At 65.2% G+C, this 20,105-nt stretch carries 19 protein-coding genes; 10 read left to right on the top strand and 9 right to left on the bottom strand.

The window, feature by feature from the left end; genetic code table 11:
• Window positions 1-10 precede the first annotated feature (10 nt).
• Window positions 11-3,112 (top strand): efflux RND transporter permease subunit, encoded by a 3,102-nt coding sequence (locus tag ACYVGE_RS05180; RefSeq protein ID WP_460727734.1) that lies wholly within the window; start codon window positions 11-13, stop codon window positions 3,110-3,112.
• A 258-nt stretch (window positions 3,113-3,370) separates the two neighbouring features.
• On the opposite strand, the gene ACYVGE_RS05185 is transcribed toward ACYVGE_RS05180, so the two are convergent.
• The 7 genes from ACYVGE_RS05185 to ykgO form a co-directional block, all read right to left on the bottom strand.
• Complete coding sequence (locus tag ACYVGE_RS05185) at window positions 3,371-4,588, bottom strand: TraB/GumN family protein (RefSeq protein ID WP_460727736.1); 1,218 nt, start codon at window positions 4,586-4,588, stop codon at window positions 3,371-3,373.
• A gap of 109 nt (window positions 4,589-4,697) precedes the next feature.
• Entirely contained in the window at window positions 4,698-5,519 is an 822-nt protein-coding gene (locus ACYVGE_RS05190; protein ID WP_460727738.1) for an alpha/beta hydrolase, read from the bottom strand.
• A gap of 123 nt (window positions 5,520-5,642) precedes the next feature.
• The gene (locus ACYVGE_RS05195; protein WP_460727740.1) at window positions 5,643-6,248 is read right to left on the bottom strand and encodes a TetR/AcrR family transcriptional regulator; all 606 of its coding nucleotides are present in this window, start codon (window positions 6,246-6,248) and stop codon (window positions 5,643-5,645) included.
• 74 nt (window positions 6,249-6,322) lie between these two features.
• Window positions 6,323-7,210, bottom strand: a complete 888-nt coding sequence (locus ACYVGE_RS05200) for a carbon-nitrogen hydrolase (protein ID WP_460727742.1) — start codon at window positions 7,208-7,210, stop codon at window positions 6,323-6,325.
• 114 nt (window positions 7,211-7,324) lie between these two features.
• Window positions 7,325-8,362, bottom strand: coding sequence for an agmatine deiminase family protein (locus tag ACYVGE_RS05205; protein WP_460727744.1), 1,038 nt, complete (start codon window positions 8,360-8,362; stop codon window positions 7,325-7,327).
• A gap of 118 nt (window positions 8,363-8,480) precedes the next feature.
• Window positions 8,481-8,900: a hypothetical protein gene (locus ACYVGE_RS05210; RefSeq protein ID WP_460727746.1), complete on the bottom strand. Its 420-nt coding sequence runs from the start codon at window positions 8,898-8,900 to the stop codon at window positions 8,481-8,483.
• Between the two features lie 186 nt (window positions 8,901-9,086).
• Window positions 9,087-9,212 (bottom strand): type B 50S ribosomal protein L36, encoded by a 126-nt coding sequence (gene ykgO, locus ACYVGE_RS05215; RefSeq protein WP_010342887.1) that lies wholly within the window; start codon window positions 9,210-9,212, stop codon window positions 9,087-9,089.
• A 165-nt stretch (window positions 9,213-9,377) separates the two neighbouring features.
• On the opposite strand from ykgO, the gene cmk reads away from it, so the two are divergent.
• The 8 genes from cmk to galU all read left to right on the top strand — a co-directional run bounded on the left by cmk (window position 9,378) and on the right by galU (window position 17,798).
• Entirely contained in the window at window positions 9,378-10,049 is a 672-nt protein-coding gene (gene cmk, locus ACYVGE_RS05220; RefSeq protein WP_460728406.1) for a (d)CMP kinase, read from the top strand.
• Between the two features lie 163 nt (window positions 10,050-10,212).
• Window positions 10,213-11,901 (top strand): 30S ribosomal protein S1, encoded by a 1,689-nt coding sequence (gene rpsA, locus ACYVGE_RS05225; protein WP_460727748.1) that lies wholly within the window; start codon window positions 10,213-10,215, stop codon window positions 11,899-11,901.
• A 166-nt stretch (window positions 11,902-12,067) separates the two neighbouring features.
• Entirely contained in the window at window positions 12,068-12,370 is a 303-nt protein-coding gene (locus ACYVGE_RS05230) for an integration host factor subunit beta (protein ID WP_310052585.1), read from the top strand.
• Window positions 12,371-12,521: 151 nt separating this feature from the next.
• The gene (locus tag ACYVGE_RS05235) at window positions 12,522-12,782 is read left to right on the top strand and encodes a hypothetical protein (RefSeq protein ID WP_310052586.1); all 261 of its coding nucleotides are present in this window, start codon (window positions 12,522-12,524) and stop codon (window positions 12,780-12,782) included.
• A 3-nt stretch (window positions 12,783-12,785) separates the two neighbouring features.
• Entirely contained in the window at window positions 12,786-13,961 is a 1,176-nt protein-coding gene (gene lapB, locus ACYVGE_RS05240) for a lipopolysaccharide assembly protein LapB (protein ID WP_310052587.1), read from the top strand.
• A 5-nt stretch (window positions 13,962-13,966) separates the two neighbouring features.
• Complete coding sequence (locus ACYVGE_RS05245; protein ID WP_460727751.1) at window positions 13,967-14,977, top strand: MraY family glycosyltransferase; 1,011 nt, start codon at window positions 13,967-13,969, stop codon at window positions 14,975-14,977.
• Window positions 14,974-16,887, top strand: coding sequence for a polysaccharide biosynthesis protein (locus ACYVGE_RS05250; RefSeq protein WP_460727753.1), 1,914 nt, complete (start codon window positions 14,974-14,976; stop codon window positions 16,885-16,887). Before ACYVGE_RS05245 ends, ACYVGE_RS05250 begins: the two co-directional genes overlap by 4 nt.
• Window positions 16,887-17,798: a UTP--glucose-1-phosphate uridylyltransferase GalU gene (galU, locus tag ACYVGE_RS05255; RefSeq protein ID WP_460727755.1), complete on the top strand. Its 912-nt coding sequence runs from the start codon at window positions 16,887-16,889 to the stop codon at window positions 17,796-17,798. Before ACYVGE_RS05250 ends, galU begins: the two co-directional genes overlap by 1 nt.
• Before the next feature lie 63 nt (window positions 17,799-17,861).
• Here the strand turns inward: galU and ACYVGE_RS05260 are convergent, their stop codons facing one another.
• The gene (locus tag ACYVGE_RS05260) at window positions 17,862-18,293 is read right to left on the bottom strand and encodes a hypothetical protein (RefSeq protein ID WP_460727757.1); all 432 of its coding nucleotides are present in this window, start codon (window positions 18,291-18,293) and stop codon (window positions 17,862-17,864) included.
• 261 nt (window positions 18,294-18,554) lie between these two features.
• On the opposite strand from ACYVGE_RS05260, the gene ACYVGE_RS05265 reads away from it, so the two are divergent.
• The gene (locus ACYVGE_RS05265) at window positions 18,555-18,812 is read left to right on the top strand and encodes a hypothetical protein (RefSeq protein WP_460727759.1); all 258 of its coding nucleotides are present in this window, start codon (window positions 18,555-18,557) and stop codon (window positions 18,810-18,812) included.
• A 75-nt stretch (window positions 18,813-18,887) separates the two neighbouring features.
• On the opposite strand, the gene ACYVGE_RS05270 is transcribed toward ACYVGE_RS05265, so the two are convergent.
• Entirely contained in the window at window positions 18,888-20,096 is a 1,209-nt protein-coding gene (locus ACYVGE_RS05270; protein ID WP_460727761.1) for an acetyl-CoA C-acyltransferase, read from the bottom strand.
• Window positions 20,097-20,105: the final 9 nt, after the last annotated feature.

Raw genomic sequence — 20,105 nt, forward strand, 5'->3', positions numbered from 1 at the left:
GCGCATCCGCATGAGTATCGCCGAGCTCAGCATCAAGCGGCCCGTTACGGCGATCATGTTCTTCATATCGCTGTTCGTGGTGGGCCTCATAGCGGCGGTGCGCCTGCCGCTCGAGGCCTTCCCCGAGGTCTCGCCGCCTTTCATCTTCGTGCAGATTCCCTATGCCGGCTCCACGCCGGAGGAAGTCGAGCGCAACGTGCTGCGTCCGGTCGAGGAAGCGATGTCGACCATGAGCGGCATCAAGCGCATCGAGTCGGAAGCCAAGGCCGACGGCGCCACCGTGTTCATGCAGTTCACCGACTGGGAACGCGATGTCGCCATCGCCGCCTCCGAGGCGCGCGAGCGCATCGATGCGATCCGCGACGACCTGCCGGACGACCTGCAGCGCTATTTCGTGCTGAAGTTCTCCACTACCGACCAGCCCGTGCTGCGCGTACGCCTGGCCAGCGAGTCGCAGAACCTCGTCGGTGCCTACGATCTGATCGAGCGCGAGTTCAAGCGGCCGCTGGAGCGCATCGCGGGCGTGGCGCGGGTGGAGATTTCCGGTGCGCCGGCCAACGAGGTCGAGATCGCGATCGAGCCGGATCGCCTGACCGCGCACAACATCGGCCTCAACGACCTCACCAAGAGCCTGCAGGCGTTGAACTTCTCGGTCTCCGCGGGCGAGATCGAAGACGGTGGGCGCCGGTTGCGGGTGCAGCCGGTCGGTGAACTGACCGACCTGCAGCAGCTGCGCGACGTGGTGGTCGCCAACGGCGTGCGCCTGGGCGACATCGCACAGGTGCGGTTGAAGCCGGCGCGCATGGACATGGGCCGGCGCCTGGACGGACACCCCGCCGTCGGCCTGGACATCTTCAAGGAGCGCAACGCCAACCTGGTCGATGTGTCGAAGAACGCGCTGGCCGAAGTGAACCGGATCCGCAAGGAACCGGTGATGGCCGGCATCCAGGTCAAGATCATCGAAGACCAGGGCGACAACGTCACCACGTCGCTGCTGGAGCTCGCCGAAGCGGGCGGCATCGGCCTGATCCTGTCGATCGCGGTGCTGTTCTTCTTCCTGCGCCACTGGCCGTCGACGCTGATGGTGACCCTGGCGATCCCGATCTGCTTCGTGATGACGCTGGGCTTCATGTACTTCGCCGGCGTCACGCTGAACATCCTGTCGATGATGGGCCTGCTGCTGGCGGTCGGCATGCTGGTCGACAACGCCGTGGTCGTGGTGGAGAGCATTTACCAGGAACGCGAGCGCATGCCCGGCCAGCCGCGCCTGGCTTCGATCCTGGGCACGCGCCACGTCGCCATCGCGCTGTCGGCGGGCACCTTGTGCCACTGCATCGTGTTCGTGCCCAACCTCTTCGGCGAGCGCAACTTCCTCAGCATCTACATGGCACAGATCGCGATCACCATCTCGGTGTCGCTGTTGTCCTCGTGGCTGGTGGCGGTGAGCCTCATCCCGATGATCTCCGCGCGGCTGAAGACGCCGCCGGCGGTGAAGGGCGAGGGCGGCCTGATCCCGCGCATGCAGCGCAAGTACGCCGGACTGCTGCGCTGGACGCTGGAACATCGCGGCAAGAGCATCCTGGGCATCCTGCTGATCATCGCCGTGAGTTTCGTGCCGATGAAGCTGACCAAGGTCAACATGTTCGGCGGCGAGGAAGGCAAGGAAACCGAGTTCTACTACCAGTGGAACGGCAGCTACACCAAGGAGCAGATGTCGGACGAAGTGCTGCGGGTCGAGAACTTCTTCGACGCCAACCGCAAGCGCTTCCACATCGAGCAGATCTATTCCTGGTACAGCGAGCAGGGCTTTGCGGGAACGCGCGTCACGTTCGCCGACGACGCCGGTTCGATCAAGCCGCTGGTGGACGCCATCAGCAAGGAACTGCCCAAGTCGGCGCGTGCCACCATCGGCGCGGGCGACCAGGGTGGTCCGGGTGGCGGCGGACCGGGCCAGAAGGCGCAGGTGTACCTGGTCGGCGACTCGACCGAGACACTGTCGGAACTCGGCCGCGACCTGGTGCCCATCCTGTCCAAGCGCAAGGAGCTGCGTGATGTCCGCGTCGACATCGGCGATACCAACAGCGAACTGAACGTGCGCGTCGACCGCGAGCGTGCGGCGGCCTTCGGCTTCAGCGCGCAGCAGGTGTCGCAGTTCGTCGGCCTGGCCCTGCGTGGCGCGCCGCTGCGCGAGTTCCGCCGTGGCGAGAACGAGGTGCCGGTGTGGGTGCGCTTTGCCGGTGCGGACAATTACGGCGTCGAGGACATCGCCTCGTTCACCGTGCGCGCGCCGGACGGCCGCAACGTGCCGTTGCTGGCCATGGTGGATGTCAAGGTCACGCCGGCCGCAACTTCTATCAAGCGCGCTAACCGCCAGACCACCCTGACCATCACGGCAGGCTTGCCGGACAAGGTGACCATGCCCGAAGCGCGCAAGGCCATCGAGGACACGCTGAAGTCGATATCGTTCCCGGCGGGCTACAGCTACACCTTCGAGGGCGGCGGTTTCGGTGACGACGACGAGGCGATGGGCCAGATGCTGTTCAACCTCGCCATCGCCCTGGTCCTGATCTACATCGTGATGGCGGCGGTGTTCGAGTCGCTGCTGTTCCCATCGGCGATCATGAGCGGCGTGCTGTTCTCGGTGTTCGGCGTGTTCTGGTTGTTCTGGATCACCAATACCGAATTCAACATCATGGCCTTCATCGGCATCCTGGTGCTCATGGGCGTGGTGGTGAACAACGGCATCGTGATGATCGAGCACATCAACAACCTGCGGCGGCGTGGCATGTCGCGCACGGAGGCGTTGGTGGAGGGCAGCAAGGAGCGCCTGCGCCCGATCCTGATGACGATGGGCACCGCAATCCTTGCGATGGTGCCGATCGCGATCGGCGGCACGCAGATGGGCGGCAATGGCCCGGCCTACTTCCCGATGGCGCGTGCCATCGCCGGCGGCCTGGCGTTCTCGACCATCGTGAGCCTGCTGTTCCTGCCGACCATCTACGCGATCCTCGACGACCTGCGCGCCGGTACGACCCGCGTCATCCAGCGTGCCCGCGGCAAGTCGGATGTTTCGATGCCGGGCGCCTCGGTCGCCGCGATCAAGGTCGACTAGGCGTGCATCACGGGGCGGTTCCGCTGGCGCGGTTCCGCCCCGTTCGCATCAGGCGGTTAAACCCGGCTGCGACGCAGCCGGGTTTCGTATTGCACACCGCGCATCCCGTCGATGAAGCGGGTGCGTCATTGATGTCCGGGGAGCCGGGAGGCCGCAGGCAACTTCTTCGCGAAGCGCGCGGCGCCTTACCCGCGGGACTGCACGGGCCGGTCTTGCGTTGAGTGCGAAGCAACGGCGGATCGTTCCGCCGCCTTGGCTTCATCCAACGAATTTGCCCAGGATGCGCGCAAGGCCGATCCACTCGCCCGCGATCGTGCCGAAGCAGGTCAGCATGAAGTTGAGCAACACGCGCGAGACGCGATTGCGGTACCAGCCGCGCAGCGTCTGAGCATCCTCGCGCAACGCGAGGAAGTCGGCGTAAGTGGGCTTGCGCAGGCGAGCTTCGACCAGGGCGCTGAAGGCGCCAGATGGCATCGCGGGCCGGAACGGCTTGAACGGGGCCGCAGCGGCGCCGGCGAGGATGCTCAACGGGTGGCCGCCGGCAAGCGCACAGCCTACGGCGGTGAGGCTCGCGGTAATCGCGATCCACTGCAACAGCACGTCGGTGCCTACCTTCAGGCCGCCGTGGCTGAAGCCCCAGACCAGACCGGCCAGCAGGATCGCGGACAACACCAGCGTGAACCACGGCACCTTGCTCTTGCGGTGCACGACTTCCAGTTCCTCGCGGATGGCTGCCGGATCGCGTGTTTCCTCGCGCAGGTGCTTTGCCAGGCCTTGCAGGTGGCCGGCACCGACGACGGCAAGGACTTCACGCGCGTCTCCATGCGTTTCGCGCAGGCGCGCGGCCATGTAGCGGTCGCGCTCGGCGATCACGCCTTCGTACAGCTCGGGACTGCTGCTGGCGAATTCACTGAAGCTCGCCTCGAGCATGTCGCCTTGCTTGAGCTTCTCGATTTCCTCCGCGCCGACCTCTTCGTTGGCGAACAGGCCGGTCACCAGGCCGCTGCCCAGCTTCATGCGTCCCCAGAACCCCAGCTTCGCCGCGGCGCGCTTGAAGGTAAGGCCGACTTCGCGGTCGATCAGGTGCACCGGCAGGTTGCGCTCGCGTGCTTCCAGCACCGCCTGCTTGAGTTCGGCGCCGGGCTCGATGCCGAGCTGCTCGGCGAGGCGGCGCTGGTAGGCGGACAACGCCAGGTTGGCGGCGAACATCGCCACGCGCCCGGTGCGGATCACCTGGATGAGGTCGAGCTTGGCCAGCGCTTCGGGATCGGTCAGCGCCTGCAGGCGCGGCGGATCGAGTTCGACCGCGACGGCATCGAAGCGCCCGCTGCCCACGGCTTCCTTGACCGCGTCGACACTGGCGCGTGAGACATGCGCGGTGCCGAGGAGGGTGTAGCGCACGCCGTCGCGTTCGACGATGGCATGCGGCTGCGTGGCGAGGAAGTTTTCGGGCGTTGAGAGGGTTTCAGCGGTCATCGATGGGTCGGCTTGCTGCGGAACGCCGGGATTCTCCCGGTGGTCGCGCAGCATAGTCGTTCCGGCGCAGCTGTGCCCGGTGCCGCGCCGGCATTCCGTGCCGAACGGTTCAGGCAAACCCGTAGGGCAGGTTGGGGCTGGAAACGACGCGGTCGCCAACCGCTTCTCCCCGCAGGAACCGCAGCGTGGCGGCGATGACGCCGGCGTCGTCGGCGACGCGGTTGTGGCCCAGGCCGCGCGTGCTCAACAGGCGTGAATCGCGCCAAAACCGCGCGTAGCGCTCGCCTTCCGACCACGGGACTTCGCGGTCCTCCACGTCGTGCACGATCAGCGCCGGACGCGCGATTTTCGGTGCGTTGTTGTGCGCCTGCAGCTCGCCTGCGTCGAACCCCATGGCCTGCTCGAAACCCGCAAACATGCGTCGCCCGACGTGGCCCGCGAGCCAGACGAAACGGGAGAAGCGTTCCACGGCCGCAAGCGGATCGGCTGCCGGTGCGATCAGCACGGCGCGTTGCGCCTCAAGCCCGCGTGCCAGTGCAAGCGCGGCCGCCGCGCCGCCCAGCGAATGCCCTATGACGGCGGCCGCTGGGCCAAAGTGGTGGCCCACTGCGAGCAGATGGGAGGTGAAATCGGGCAGGGTGGTGTGCGTGCCGCCGCTGCGGCCATGCGCGGCCTGGTCGAAGGCGACCACGGCGTAGCCGGCGTCCCGAAGCGGTTTCAGCCAGGAGGCGACCCGCGTGCCGTAGCTCGACCAGCCATGGGCGAACAGGACATAGGGCTGCCGGCTGGGATCGCCCCACACATAGGCATGGATCGGCGTGCCATCGACGTTGAGTTCGAGTTCGGCCGCGCCGAGGGTCGGTGCAGCCAATGCCCGCTCGCGTGCGGAGCGGAACGGGCGCGTGAACAGTTCGCCGGCCCTGCGGGCCATGGCCTCGGGGGCAATCGGGCCACCCAGGAGAAACTCGAACCGCAACGCGTAAAGCGGAATGGCAGTGCGAACGGTCGTGCTAATTTTGGACATGGAAGTGGGCATGGGGCACCTCATCAGCGATCAGGCAGTGGGGGAGTGATTGGCGATCCAGCGCTCGACGGCGGTATCGCCATGACGGCGGGCCTGTTCGTAGCCGAACAGCCCGGATTCGTGGTGGACGGCGAGGGGGATGGCATAGAGCTCGAACGCGTACTGGTCGGTGTCGCCATCGCGCAGGTGACCGCAGTCGATGGCGAGCTGGATGGCACGGCGCAGTTCGGTACGCCAGCGCTGTTCGTTGAGCAGCACGTGGTCGCGCAGCACGCCCGGACGGTCGTCGTACTCGGTTACCGAGCCCAGCAGTACGCATCCGCCGGAATTGCCGCGCACCCATTCGAACCAGTGGTGCATCACCGCGCGCAGGCGCGGCAAACCGCGCGGCTGCGACAGGGCCGGAAGCAGGACCGCCCCGGCGAAGCGGGTGGCCGCCGATTCGATCACGGCAAGCTGAAGGTCCTCGCGAGAGCCGAAATGGGCGAAAACGCCGCTCTTCGACATCCCGACCGCCTGCGCCAGGGGCCCGATCGACAACCCTTCCACACCGGAAAAACGGGCGATCTCGTAGGCCCGCTCGATGATCGTGTCGCGGGTGGCGGCGCCCTTGCTGGTGGCGGTCAGGCTGGTCATGCCGGGAAAATAGCACGACCGATCGTTTTATGTGTGCCGTTCGTCGGACAAGGGAAAGGCACCGCTGGCGGGGTCTAGTCCCGGTACCGCTTGAGCAGGTCGCCGTACGCGTCGATACGGCGGTCGCGCAGGAAGGGCCAGATGCGGCGGACGTGCTCGCTGCGCTCCATGTCGACTTCGCACATGAGGATTTCCGGCTCGTTCTGGTTGGCTTCGGCGAGGAATTCGCCCTGCGGTCCCAGCACATGGCTGGATCCCCAGAACTGGATCCCCGACGTCCCCAACGGCGAGGCTTCATGCCCGATGCGGTTGCACGACAGCACCGGCAGGCCATTGGCGACGGCATGGCCCCGATGGCTGAGGATCCAGGCGTTGCGCTGGCGATCCTTCTCGGCCTGCTCGTCTTCGGGATCCCAACCGATCGCGGTCGGGTACAGCAGCAACTCCGCGCCAGCCAGCGCCATCATGCGCGCGCCCTCGGGATACCACTGATCCCAGCACACCATGACGCCAAGTCGACCCACCGAGGTATCTATCGGCTCGAAGCCGATGTCGCCTGGCGTGAAATAGAACTTCTCGTAAAAACCCGGATCGTCCGGGATATGCATCTTGCGGTACTTGCCGGCGGTCGAGCCGTCTTTCTCGAAGACCACGGCGGTGTTGTGGTACAGGCCGGTGGCGCGCTTCTCGAACAGCGAACTGACCAGCACCACGCCATGCTGCTTGGCCAGCTTACCCAGACGTTCGGTGCTGGCGCCGGGAATGGTTTCGGCCAGGTCGAATTCGCTCACCGACTCGTGCTGGCAGAAGTACGGGCCGTTGTGCAGTTCCTGTAGCAGGACCAGGCGCGCACCGCGCTTGGCCGCCTCGGCGACGCGGGCCTCGATCACCGACAGGTTGGCATCCGCATCGCCATGGTTGCGTTCCTGGATCAGGGCAACGGGCAGGGTGGTCTTTTTCATCGGTCTGCAAGTCCAGGAGGGCGCGGACATATTGTAGGTAAGCCCCTTGGTAAGGGGCGATTCGTGCCGAAGGCACGAATGGGATTGGAGGAAATGGAGCGGGATTGCTGGGCGTCAGCCCAGCAGTCCGCTCGGCAACTGCATGGTGATGCAATGCAGGCTGCCGTTCTGCCAGATCAGTGGACGGCACGGCACCGGGACGATCTCGCGGTCCGGGAAGGCTTCGGCCAGCACCGCCTGCGCGCGGGCATCGGCTTCATCGCCATAGGCGGGCATCAGTACTGCGCCGTTGATGATGAGGAAGTTGGCATAGCTGGCAGCCAGGCGTCGATCCTGATCGATGATCGGTTTGGCCCAGGGCAACGGAAACGGGCGGTAGGGCTTGCCGTCGCGGGTACGCAGCGCCGCGATTTCCCTGGCCATCGCGTTGAGCTCGGCGTAGTGCGAATCGGCCGGGTCGTCGCAGGCCTGGAACACGATGGCGTCCGGGGCGGCGAAGCGGGCGAGAGTGTCGATGTGGGCGTCGGTGTCGTCGCCCTCGAGGTAGCCGTGATCCAGCCACAGGACCCGGTCCTGTTGCAGCCAGCCCGCCAGCTTGCGGGTGATGTCGTCGCGGCTGGCCGCCGGATGGCGCTCCTGCAGGCACCGCCACGTGCTCAGCAGCGTGCCGTCACCGTCGGTTTCGATGGCACCGCCTTCCAAAGCAAAATCAATAGGTTGCCGTGAACTGTTGAGAAATATTCCAGTCTGGTCGAGGTGCTCGACCAACTGGTCGTCGCGGCTGGCTTCGAACTTCCCGCCCCAGCCGGTGAAACGGAAATCGAGGAGCTGGAAGCCGTTGCCGTCTTTCAACGAGATCGGCCCGGAATCGCGCAGCCAGGTGTCGTCGTACTCGGCCGGCACGAAGCGCACGCGCGACAGGTCGATCCGCGCCGAGCGCAGGCGGGCTTCCGCGTACGTCTGCAGGTCGTCGTCCGCGACGCAGATAAGCACTGGCTGGAAGCGGGTGATGGCCGCAACCAGCGCGATGTAGGTTTCCTCGACATCACCCAGGCGTTCGGCCCAGTCGGTATCGGCATGGGGCCAGGCGATCAGGATGGCGGACTGGGGTTCCCATTCCGCGGGGAAGCGCGCTGTGGAAGCTGGGTTCATGGGTGCCTGCAAACGCAAAGCGGGCCATGACGGCCCGCAGGGAAACAATGCCGTCCCGGGCGCCGGACGAGGCCGGCGCGCGGGTGGGGAATGTTAAATCATCGGGCCGAGGGCCCGTTTACTTGATCGGCGGCTTCGGGCCGATTTCCTCTGCGTCGGCCTTGTTGGCGACGACGTCGATCACGCGGCTCTTCTCGAAGTACACCGTGAAGCTGGGGTACATCCAGCGATTGATCGTCGGCCACGCGCGCTTCTGGCCGCCGCGCGGATCGAGCTTTTCAGTGGGAGCGCCGTACTTTGCCTCGACCTCGGCCATGGTCTGGCCGCGGACCGGCATAGCGGCCTTGTTTTCCTCCTGCACGCGCTCGATCAGCAGCGTGCTGCTGGTGGTGTCGGTGCTGGTGGCGGTTTCGGCGCTGGTGGTATCGACACTGGTGCTGGTATCGACTTGCGGCGCTTCGGTCTCGGTCTGGGCCGAGGCGGCGCCGGCAATGGCCAGCAGGGCGAACATCGGGACGGCAGCAATACGAGCTTTCATGGCGTGGCACTCCCCAGTGGACGGGCGATTGTACGCATAAGCCTGCGCGGGTCGGCAGCAAGACGCCGTCACGGTTCTGGATGCCGTGCTTCCGTGGAGCCGCACGTTGAAACGCGAAAGGCCGCCTTGCGGCGGCCTTTCTGTCGAATCGCTACCCGACGACTGTCGGGCAGGCGAAGCGTCGGATCAGCGCTGACGCGCCTTGAAACGCGGGTTCGACTTGCAGATCACGAAGACCTTGCCACGGCGGCGAACGACCTTGCAGTCGCGGTGACGGGCCTTCGCCGACTTCAGGGAGGACAGGACCTTCATGACAGACCTCGGACGAATACGTAAGGGTGGAAAAACGGAGTGGTGCGAAACGAAGCCCGCAATTCTAGCGGACAAATCGCCGGAGGATCAAGTGGTTGCGTGCCCGCCCCGCGTCAGGGGCACCGGGAGCACCGTCTTTCAGGGCGCTGCCAGCATAATGGCTGGATGAACGAACCCATTCCCGTCCTCACCATCGATGGTCCCTCCGGTTCCGGCAAGGGCACCATCAGCCGCCTCGTCGCCCAGCGCCTGGGCTGGCACTACCTCGATTCCGGAGCGCTGTACCGGGCCGTCGGCGTCGCGGCGGGCTGGGCCGCGATCGACCTGGACGACCATTCCGCCCTGGTTCGCTGCACCTTCGATACCCGGATCGAATTCCGCGAAACCGGCACCGAGTTGCGGGTGCTGGTCAATGGCCAGGACGCCACCGATGAGTTGCGCACCGAAACCGCCGGCGCCGCTGCTTCGGCCATCGCCGCAATCCCCGAGGTCCGGGCTGCACTCAAGGATGCCCAGCGTGCCTTCCGCCAGGCGCCCGGCCTGGTGGCCGACGGCCGGGACATGGGGACGGTCATCTTCCCCGATGCCGCCCACAAGGTCTTCCTGACCGCCAGTGCCGAGGAAAGGGCAGAAAGACGCTATAAGCAGTTGATGGAAAAAGGGGTTTCGGTTACATTGAGCGGTCTGCTGCGGGAGATCCTCGCCCGTGATGCCCGTGACGCCCAGCGTGCCGTAGCGCCGCTGCGGCCGGCCGATGACGCCGTCCGCATCGACACCACGGGGCTGGGAATCGAAGCGGTCGTCGAGCAGGTGCTGGGCTTGTTGCCACGGCACTGAGCGCCTCGCGCGGCAGACAAGAATGCCCGTCGCAATCCCGCGGCGGGTCCATCCACAGGTGCGAATCCTTCGCGCCGCACAACGGGTGGGTCGCCGGATCCTGGTGGACTGTGAAGTCCCCGTCCCCCGTCTGCGACCCGTGTGTTCAACCGAGTATTTTTCAATGACCGAATCATTTGCCGAACTGTTTGAACAGAGCCAGACCAATCTGGCCAAGCTGAAGCCGGGCTCCATCGTCATCGGCACCGTCATCGAGGTTCGTGGCGATGTCGTGGTGATCAACGCCGGCCTCAAGTCCGAAGGCATCGTGCCGATCGAACAGTTCCGTAACGACGCCGGCGAAATCGACGTCGCTGAAGGCGACGAAGTAAAGGTTGCCCTCGACTCCATCGAGAATGGTTTTGGCGAAACCGTGCTGTCGCGCGAGAAGGCCAAGCGTTCGATGGTGTGGGACGAACTCGAAGAGGCCCTGCAGGCCAACGCCACCATCACCGGCCGCATCAGCGGCAAGGTCAAGGGCGGCTTCACCGTCGACATCAAGGACGTCCGTGGCTTCCTGCCCGGTTCGCTGGTCGACGTGCGCCCGGTGCGCGACTCGTCCTACCTGGAAGGCAAGGAACTCGAGTTCAAGCTCATCAAGCTGGACCGCAAGCGCAACAACATCGTCGTCTCCCGCCGCGCGGTGGTCGAGAGCGAACATTCGGAAGAGCGCGAGCAGCTGCTTGAGAAGCTGGTCGAGGGCGCCGTGCTGAAGGGTGTGGTCAAGAACCTCACCGACTACGGCGCGTTCGTCGACCTCGGCGGCATCGACGGCCTGCTGCACATCACCGACATGGCGTGGAAGCGCGTGCGCCATCCGTCCGAAGTCGTGGAAGTCGGCGCCGAGCTCGACGTCCGCGTGCTCAAGTACGACCGCGAGCGCAACCGTGTTTCGCTGGGCCTCAAGCAGCTGGGCGAGGATCCGTGGGACAACATCGCGCGCCGCTACCCGGCCAACACCCGCGTGTTCGGCAAGGTCTCCAACGTCACCGATTACGGCGCGTTCGTCGAGATCGAGCCGGGCGTCGAAGGCCTGGTGCACGTCTCCGAAATGGATTGGACCAACAAGAACGTCAACCCGGGCAAGATCGTCCAGGTCGGCGACGAAGTGCAGGTCATGGTCCTCGACGTGGATGAAGAGCGCCGCCGCATCTCGCTGGGCATGAAGCAGGTCACCTCGAATCCGTGGGAAACCTTCTCCGTGCTGCACAAGAAGGGCGACAAGGTGTCGGGCCAGATCAAGTCGATCACCGACTTCGGCATCTTCATCGGCCTGGATGGCGGCATCGATGGCCTGGTCCACCTGTCCGACATCAGCTGGAACACCACCGGCGAAGACATCGTGCGCAACTTCAAGAAGGGCGACACGCTGGAAGCCGTTGTGCTGGCCGTCGATCCGGAACGCGAGCGCATCTCGCTCGGCGTGAAGCAGCTGGAACAGGACCCGATGGGTACGTTCGTGGCGACCAACGCCAAGGGCTCGATCGTCAAGGGCATCGTGAAGGAAGTCGACGCCAAGGGCGCCACCATCGAACTCGATGGCGGCATCGAAGGCTACATCGCCGCGCGCGACATCTCCCACGACCGCGTGGACGATGCCAGCAAGGTGCTGAAGGTCGGCGATGAAGTCGAAGCGAAGATCGTGGGCACCGATCGCAAGGGTCGCAGCATGCAGCTGTCGATCAAGGCGAAGGACCAGGCCGAGCAGGCCGAAGCCCTGGCCGATTACAACCGTGCGGCCGCCGATGCTTCCAGTGGTACCACCAAGCTGGGCGCGCTGCTGCGCGAACAGCTGGGCAACAAGGGCGAGTAATCGCGCTTCGTTGAGGTAGTTGAAACAACGAAGGCGGCCCGGCAATCCGGGTCGCCTTCGGGCTGTAAGCCGGTCCTGCATTGAGCGCGCAGCGTGTCAATGCAGGGTCGTCGAGGAGGCGCAAAGGGGTGCGTCCTCCGGCAAGTCAGGGGAGTAAGGCCACGTCATGACCAAGTCCGAACTGATCGAGATCCTGTCGCAGCGTCAGGCGCACCTGAAGGGTGACGACGTGGATCTGGCGGTGAAGGCCCTGCTCGAAATGATGGGCGGCTCACTGTCCAGCGGAGAGCGGATCGAAATCCGCGGCTTCGGCAGCTTCTCCCTGCATTTCCGCCCGCCGCGCCTGGGCCGCAACCCGAAGACGGGTGAATCGGTCGCGCTTCCGGGCAAGCATGTCCCGCATTTCAAGCCAGGCAAGGAATTGCGCGAACGCGTCAGCGGCGTGATTCCGGTCGAAGAGAACGATTGAGCCGGCAAGGGCGCATCAGGCGCCTGCAAGTCCATCCGTAATGCCGGGCGCATGCAAGGCCCCGGGCGTCGATTTCGCCTCATTGCGCGTCGCTTCGTCGCAACGTGTCCGTTAAGCTACGTCAATGACGACATGGCCGTTGGAGGCCGTCATGCGCGTGCTACGCCTGCTGATTGCGTTTGCCTGCATCGCACTGGGTGCGATCGTGGGTGCATTGAACCGCCAGGCGGCGATCATCGATCTTGGCGCTGCGCGTATTCCGACGACGCTTGGCGTGGCCCTGCTGGTTGCCTTGCTGCTGGGCGTGGTTCTCGGAGGGGCGGCGATCGCAACCAGCGTCGTCCTGCCATTGCGGCGTCGGCTGGCTCGCTGCGAACGCCAGGCCATAGCACCTTCCACTACCAGGGCATGATCGATGGAATTCATCAACGAATGGTTCTGGTTCTTCCTCCTGCTCCCCGTCGCCGCCGTCAGTGGCTGGGTGATCGGTCGTCGCGGTGGTGAGCGCCACAGCGACAGCCAGGTAAGCAAGCTGTCGACCACGTACTTCCGTGGCCTGAATTACCTGCTCAACGAACAGCCCGACAAGGCGATCGAACTGTTCCTGCATATCGCCGAACTCGACAAGGACACCTTTGAAACCCAGGTGGCCCTCGGGCATCTGTTCCGTCGCCGTGGCGAAGTCGACCGCGCCATCCGCCTGCATCAGGCGCTGGTGCAGCGTCCCGGCCTGAGCGACCAGCAGAAGGTGCAGGCGCTGCTGGCCCTTGGCGAGGACTACATGAGATCGGGCCTGCTGGATCGTGCTGAAACCGTCTTCAGTGACCTGGTCGCGCTCGACATGGCGCCGCTGGCGCTCAAGCATCTCATTGGCATCTACCAGTCGGAACGCGACTGGGACAAGGCGATCGAGAATGCGCGCCGTTACGAAGCCGCCACGGGCGAGCCGATGGGCAAGCTGATCGCGCAATTCGAGTGCGAGGTCGCGGAGCGCCAGCGCGCAGCGGGTGATACCGGAGCCGCGAGTGCGGCGGCCGCGCGCGCATACGAAGCCGACGCGAATTCGGTGCGAGCGGGCATGATCGAAGGGCGCATCGAACTCGATGCCGGCAATGACCCCGGCGCGATCCGCGCCTTCGAGCGGGTCGCGCGCGCCGATCCCGACTACTTGCCGGAAATCCTGCCGCCGCTGCTTTCCGCTTATGAGCGCGTTGGTGACAACCCCGGCGCGCGAGCCTTCCTGGCGGAGATGTGCGAACACTATCGCGGCATCGCACCGGTGTTGGCCCTGACCCAGATGGTTGAAGCGGATGAAGGCGTGTCCGCAGCCCGCGCCTATCTGGCGCGTCAACTCAAGGATCGCCCTTCCGTGCGCGGCGAAGCGGCGCTGATCGACCTCACGCTGGCGGAGCAGGCCGACCCGCTGGCGACTTTGAATGACCTGAAGCACATCACCGACCAATTGCTCGTGCGCAATCCGAGTTACCGCTGCACGCGTTGCGGCTTCGGCGCGCGCAGCCACCACTGGCAGTGCCCGAGTTGCAAGGAATGGGGCACGGTCAAGCCGCTGTTGAACTACGCGGTGGTCTGAGCAACATGCTGTTCTGGCTTTCCCTGCACTTCATCATCGGATTGACGGGCACTTGGATGGCGCGCGGCTATGCACTGCGGCGCGAGCTCATCGACCACCCTGGTGAGCGTCGCAGTCACGATATCCCCACGCCGCGCGGCGGCGGCGTGGCCATCGTCATCGCATTGCTGGTCGCCGCATGCGTGCTTGGCTGGCGCAATCCACACCAGTTCATCCTGATCGCTGGATTCACCTTGGGGCTGCTGCTGGTCGCCGGGGTGGGGATGATCGATGATCACCGGCCTTTGTCGCCGTGGCTGCGGTTGGGCGTACAGGCAATGGCGGCCGGCATATTTGCCCTGGCCGTCGCCGGTACCTGGGGCGACCTGTCGATGGCGATGATCGCGTTCGTTGCCGTCATGGTCCTGACCAACATCTGGAACTTCATGGATGGCATCAACGGCATCGCCGCTAGCCAAGCCACCCTGGTGGCGGTTGGGCTGGCTTTCGTGCTGGGCGGTAGCTGGTTTTGGCTGACCCTGGCGCTGGCGGCTGCCTGCCTGGGATTCCTGCCGTTCAATTTCCCCAAGGCGCGGATTTTTCTCGGCGACGTCGGGAGCGGGGCACTGGGGTTCGCGCTCGCCGCCTTGCTGGTGACCGCCCTGGCAGGGCTGGGCCAACAGTCGCGCGGAATCCTGTTGTTGTTGCCCTTGTCTGCCTTCCTGGTCGATAGCGGTTTGACCTTGCTGCGACGCCTGCTCATGGGCGAGCGCTGGTGGACGCCTCACGCCCAGCACGCCTACCAGCGCTGGGCTGCCGGCGCCGGTACTCACGTGCTCGTGACATTGATGTACGCAGGCTGGACCGCCGCCGCGTGGATGCTTGCCTGGTGGCTCGCGCCCAAAACGGAGGGGCAAATGACGTTTTGGTGCGCTCTCTGGTTCACAATGACGGCCGCCCTTTGGGGCCGGTTGCAGCATTCGTATTCGGATCGCAAGGAGCCGCAGGCTGCGGCGATAGGGAAGGGCAGGAAATGAGTTCCTGGTTTGAGCAATGGAAGAACCTCCTGCCGCGCCAAGCCGTGGTGGTACACGACCTTTTCATGGTGTGGGTGGTGTGGCAGGGCCTGTACCGCCTGCGCTGGGGCATGTCCCTCAACCCCCCGGAAATAGCGCTGTGGAATACGGAAATCGCGCTGGTGCTCGCGGCACAGGGACTCGTGTTCTGGCAGATCGGTCTGTACCGGGGGCTCTGGCGCTTCGCCAGCGTGCCTGACCTCTGGAACATCGTTAAGGCCTGCGTGCTCGGGCTGTTCGCGATCCTGCTGGGCCTGTTCCTCTACAACCGGCTCGACATGGTGCCGCGCACCGTTCTGGTCATGTATCCGCTTGCGCTGATGGCCCTGCTGGGTGCGCCACGGCTCCTGTATCGCGCGTGGAAAGACAACCGCATCGAAGGCAGGAGCAGGGAAGGGAGCGTTCGCACGCTGATTCTCGGCGCCGGCCGCGCCGGTGAGGCGCTGGTGCGCGATCTGCGCCGGGTCGGAACCTACCAGCCCGTCGGTTTCCTCGATGATGCCTCGGCCCTTCGCGGCAGCAAGGTGCAGGGTGTCCCTGTCCTTGGAACCGTGCAGGACGTAGCGGAAATCGCGCGCGAGACAGCTGCCAAGCTGCTCGTCATCGCGATGCCGTCCGCGGATGCGCGCGCGATGCAGCGCGTGTTAACCGCCTGTGAACGCACCGGACTGCCATTCCGGATGGTTCCGCGCCTGCAGGACGTACTCGAGGGACGCTCCCTGCCGGGCGAACTGAAGGAAGTGGCGATCGAGGACCTGCTGGGCCGCAAGCCCGTATTGCCCGACTGGAAATCCATCCGTGGCTGGCTCGGTGCCCGCACGGTGCTGGTGACGGGCGCGGGTGGTTCGATCGGCTCTGAACTGTGTCGTCAGTGCGCGCGCCACGGTGCGCGGCGCATCGCGTTGATCGAGATGGACGAGATCGCGCTGACCACGACGGTGGCGAAACTCCGGCGCGACTTCCCCGACATCGAATACGTACCGCTGCTGGGCGATTGCGGCGATCCCGCCCTGATCAACCATGCGCTTTCGCGGACCGAGCCCGATGCGGTTTTCCATGCCGCCGCCTATAAGCAGGTTCCGTTGCTCGAAGAGCAGTTGCGCGAAGCGATTCGCAACAACGTGCTCGCGACCAGCACGGTGGCCCATGCCTGCCGGGAACATGGGGTGGGTACATTCGTATTGATCTCCACCGACAAGGCCGTGGATCCGGTCAACGTGCTGGGTGCCACCAAGCGCCTGGCGGAAATGACCTGCCAGTCCCTGGCCGACCATCGCTCCACGCGTTTCGTCACCGTCCGTTTCGGCAATGTGCTCGACTCGGCGGGTAGCGTGGTGCCCTTGTTCCGCGATCAGATCCGCAACGGGGGGCCCGTCACCGTCACCGATCCTGAGGTCACGCGTTTCTTCATGACGATCCCCGAAGCCTGCCAGCTGATCCTGCAGGCTTCGGCGATCGGCACGCACGAGGCGATCTATACGCTCGACATGGGAGAGCCGGTCCCGATCCGCCTGCTCGCTGAGCAGATGATCCGGCTGGCCGGCAAGCAACCCGGTCGCGACATTGCCGTCGTCTACACCGGCCTGCGACCGGGCGAAAAGCTGCACGAAACGCTATTCCACGCGGACGAGCGCTATCGGCCGACCGCGCATCCCAAGATCCTGCAGGCCGAACCGCGCCAGGTCTCGGCGCAGGTCATCGAGCACGCGATTTCGCAGCTGCGCGACGCCAGTGCGCGTTACGACGTCGAAGCGCTGAAACTCCAGTTGCGCGCAGCGGTACCGGAATTCGAGCCGGTGGGTTCGCATGGCGTGCATTACGAAGCCTCCACGGTAATCGCATTCCCATCTCGTAACGTCAGGAAAGTTTGATGTCTCCCGTTTCAAAGCAGACCCGCATTCGTACTGCTGTTTTCCCCGTCGCCGGCCTCGGCACGCGCTTCCTCCCTGCCACCAAGACGGTGCCCAAGGAGATGCTGCCGATCATCGACAAGCCGCTCATCCAATACGCTGTCGACGAGGCGGTGGAAGCAGGTTGCGACACGCTGGTGTTCATCACCAACCGCTACAAGCATGCCGTTGCCGATTACTTCGACAAGGCCTACGAGCTCGAACAGAAGCTGGAACGCGCCGGCAAGTCCGAGCAGCTCGACCTCATCCGCAACGTGCTGCCGCCGCACGTGCGCGCGGTGTTCGTGACGCAGGCCGAAGCGCTTGGCCTTGGCCACGCCGTCCTGTGCGCCAAGCCCATCGTCGGCGACCAGCCCTTTGCCGTGCTGCTGCCGGACGACCTGATCTGGAACCGCGGTCCCGGTGCCTTGAAGCAGATGGCGGATGTCGCCGAGACGACCGGCACCAGCGTCATCGCCGTCCAGGACGTGCCGCGCGAGCAGACCGGCAGCTACGGCATCGTCGCCACCGACTCCTTCGAGAATCGCCGCGGGCGAATCAATGCCATCGTCGAGAAGCCCCAGCCCGATGTCGCCCCGAGCACGCTGGCGGTCGTGGGCCGCTATGTCCTGACGCCGCGCATCTTCGAGCTCCTGGAGTCCACGAAGCCAGGCGCCGGGGGCGAAATCCAGCTGACCGATGCCATCGCTGCATTACTGGCCGAAGAGTCGGTCAATGCATACAGGTTCCAGGGCACGCGTTTCGACTGTGGCACGCACATCGGCTTGATCGAAGCCACGATCCGCTACGCGCTGGATCACGAAAAACTCAGTGATTCAGCTCGCCGGATGATGCAGAACGCCTTGGATGAGCTCGGCGTCGAAGACCTGTAGAACAACCCTGTAGAAAACGGGTATCGGGGCAGGGCGGCTCGGCCGCCCACGCCTTCCCTGGGCTCAGGCGCCAAAACGCCACCAGGCCCAGATCGACCAGCCGATCAGCAAGCCGGCCAACGCCAGTGCGGCGACGCCCGCGGCTTCGATCCTTTTGGCCCACGCCAGCCCGGCGGCATCGCGTAACACCCGCACGTCGCGCAAGGTCTTCCATTGCGCAGGCGGAAACCGTCCCTCCAGTCGCGCCAGGTAGCCCATCTGCCTGAGCGTCACGCCCAAGCCGATTGCCGGTATCGCCAGCGCGACTCCAAGCGCGCACAACAGCAACCGCACCCACGCTCGCACGGTGTCCGGGTCGTGGCCTTCCAAGTGCACGGTCAACTGGTCCAGCCATGCGTGCAGTTGCCATAGCAGCACACCGCACATGAGCACGATTCCGGCAAGCAGCCACAGCGCCCGCTTGCGATAGGCTTTGTCCGCGTGATGGATTTCCATTGAGCATCTCCCCAAGCGCTGCAATCACACCCGTGGCGCGCGCCCATGTCCATACCTCCCGTCAGCTATTAGCGCGCAACCGTCACAGAACGGGGATTGGTGGCGCCGGCCTTGGTCGGCAGGCGGACGGCTGCGCCGTGGTGGTGTTCACCAGGCACCCAGAGCAACCGATGCGTGGATGAAACGGATTTAATCTTCGTGTAATCGTCGCGAAAGTCAGGCGCGCCTAGCCTCGAAGCTCCACCAGACGAGGGTCCGCCGATGCGCCGTTTTCTGATCCCAGCCGCCGCCGTACTGGCGTTTGCCAGCCTGAATGTCATGGCGGCCACGCCCGCGGCCAGCGCGGCCGCACCTGCAACCAAGGCTGTTCCCGCGGCCAGTGCTGCCGCACCCGCGGCGAAGACCACGGCATCGGTCCGATGCCGGGATGCGAAGGGCCACTTCATCGCTTGTGCGAAGACGGCCGCGCCGCAGCACTGTCGCGATGCCAAGGGCAAGTTCGTGGCTTGCCCGAAGTAGGTTCCAGCGGGTGCTTCAACGACGAAGGGCGGCCTTGAGCCGCCCTTCGTATTGCTGTCTTCGGAGGCAGCTTGCTTACAGCGCTTCGAAGATGCCCGCAGCACCCATGCCGGTGCCGATGCACATCGTCACCATGCCGTACTTCTGCTGCCGGCGGCGCATGCCGTGGACGATGGTCGCGGTGCGGATCGCGCCGGTCGCGCCGAGCGGATGGCCAAGTGCAATCGCACCGCCAAGCGGATTCACCTTGGACGGATCCAGTTGCGAATCACGGATCACTGCCAATGCCTGTGCGGCGAAAGCTTCGTTGAGTTCGATCCAGTCGAGCTGGTCTTTCGTGAGGCCCGCCTGCCTGAGCGCCTTCGGGATTGCGGCGATCGGGCCGATGCCCATTACTTCCGGGCGCACGCCAGCCACGGAGAAGCTCACGAAGCGGGCCAGCGGGGTCAGGCCGTAGTCCTTGATCGCCTGCTCCGAGGCCAGCATCACGGCGGCGGCGCCGTCGCTCATCTGCGACGAATTGCCTGCGGTCACGGTGCCGCCGAACTGGGCATTGCGGAATACCGGCTTCAGCCTGGCCAGGCCTTCCAGCGAGGAATCGGCGCGCGGGCCCTCATCGATTTCGATCAGCGCTTTCTTCAGGCGGATCGCGTTGCCGGCAAGATCGGGCAGGTGCGACACGACTTCGTACGGCGAAATCTCGGACTTGAACTCGCCCGCCTGGATCGCAGCGATAGCCTTCTGGTGCGAGGCGAGGGCGAATGCGTCCTGGTCCTCGCGCGAGACCTTCCATTCCTCGGCGACCTTCTCGGCGGTGATGCCCATGCCGTATGCGATGGCGACGTTCTCGTTGTTGGCGAAGACGCTCGGTGACAGCGCCACCTTGTTACCCATCATGGGCACCATCGACATCGATTCGGTTCCGCCGGCCAGCATCAGGTCGGCGTTGCCCAGGCGGATCTGGTCCGCAGCCAGCGCCACGGCCTGCAGGCCCGACGAGCAGAAGCGGTTGATGGTCTGAGCGGCAATGGTATTGGGCAGGCCGGCGAGCAGCGCGCCGATGCGCGCCACGTTCATGCCCTGCTCGCCTTCGGGCATGGCGCAGCCGATGATCGCGTCGTCGATGCGGTTGACGTCGATGCCCGGTGCCTGCGCGACCACGCTGCGCAACACGTGCGCGAGCATGTCGTCGGGACGGGTGTTGCGGAACACGCCGCGCGGGGCCTTGCCGACCGGGGTGCGGGTGGCGGCGACGATGTAGGCGTCTTGAACTTGCTTGGTCATCTTGATGAT

This window comes from Lysobacter rhizosphaerae, from assembly GCF_054779795.1.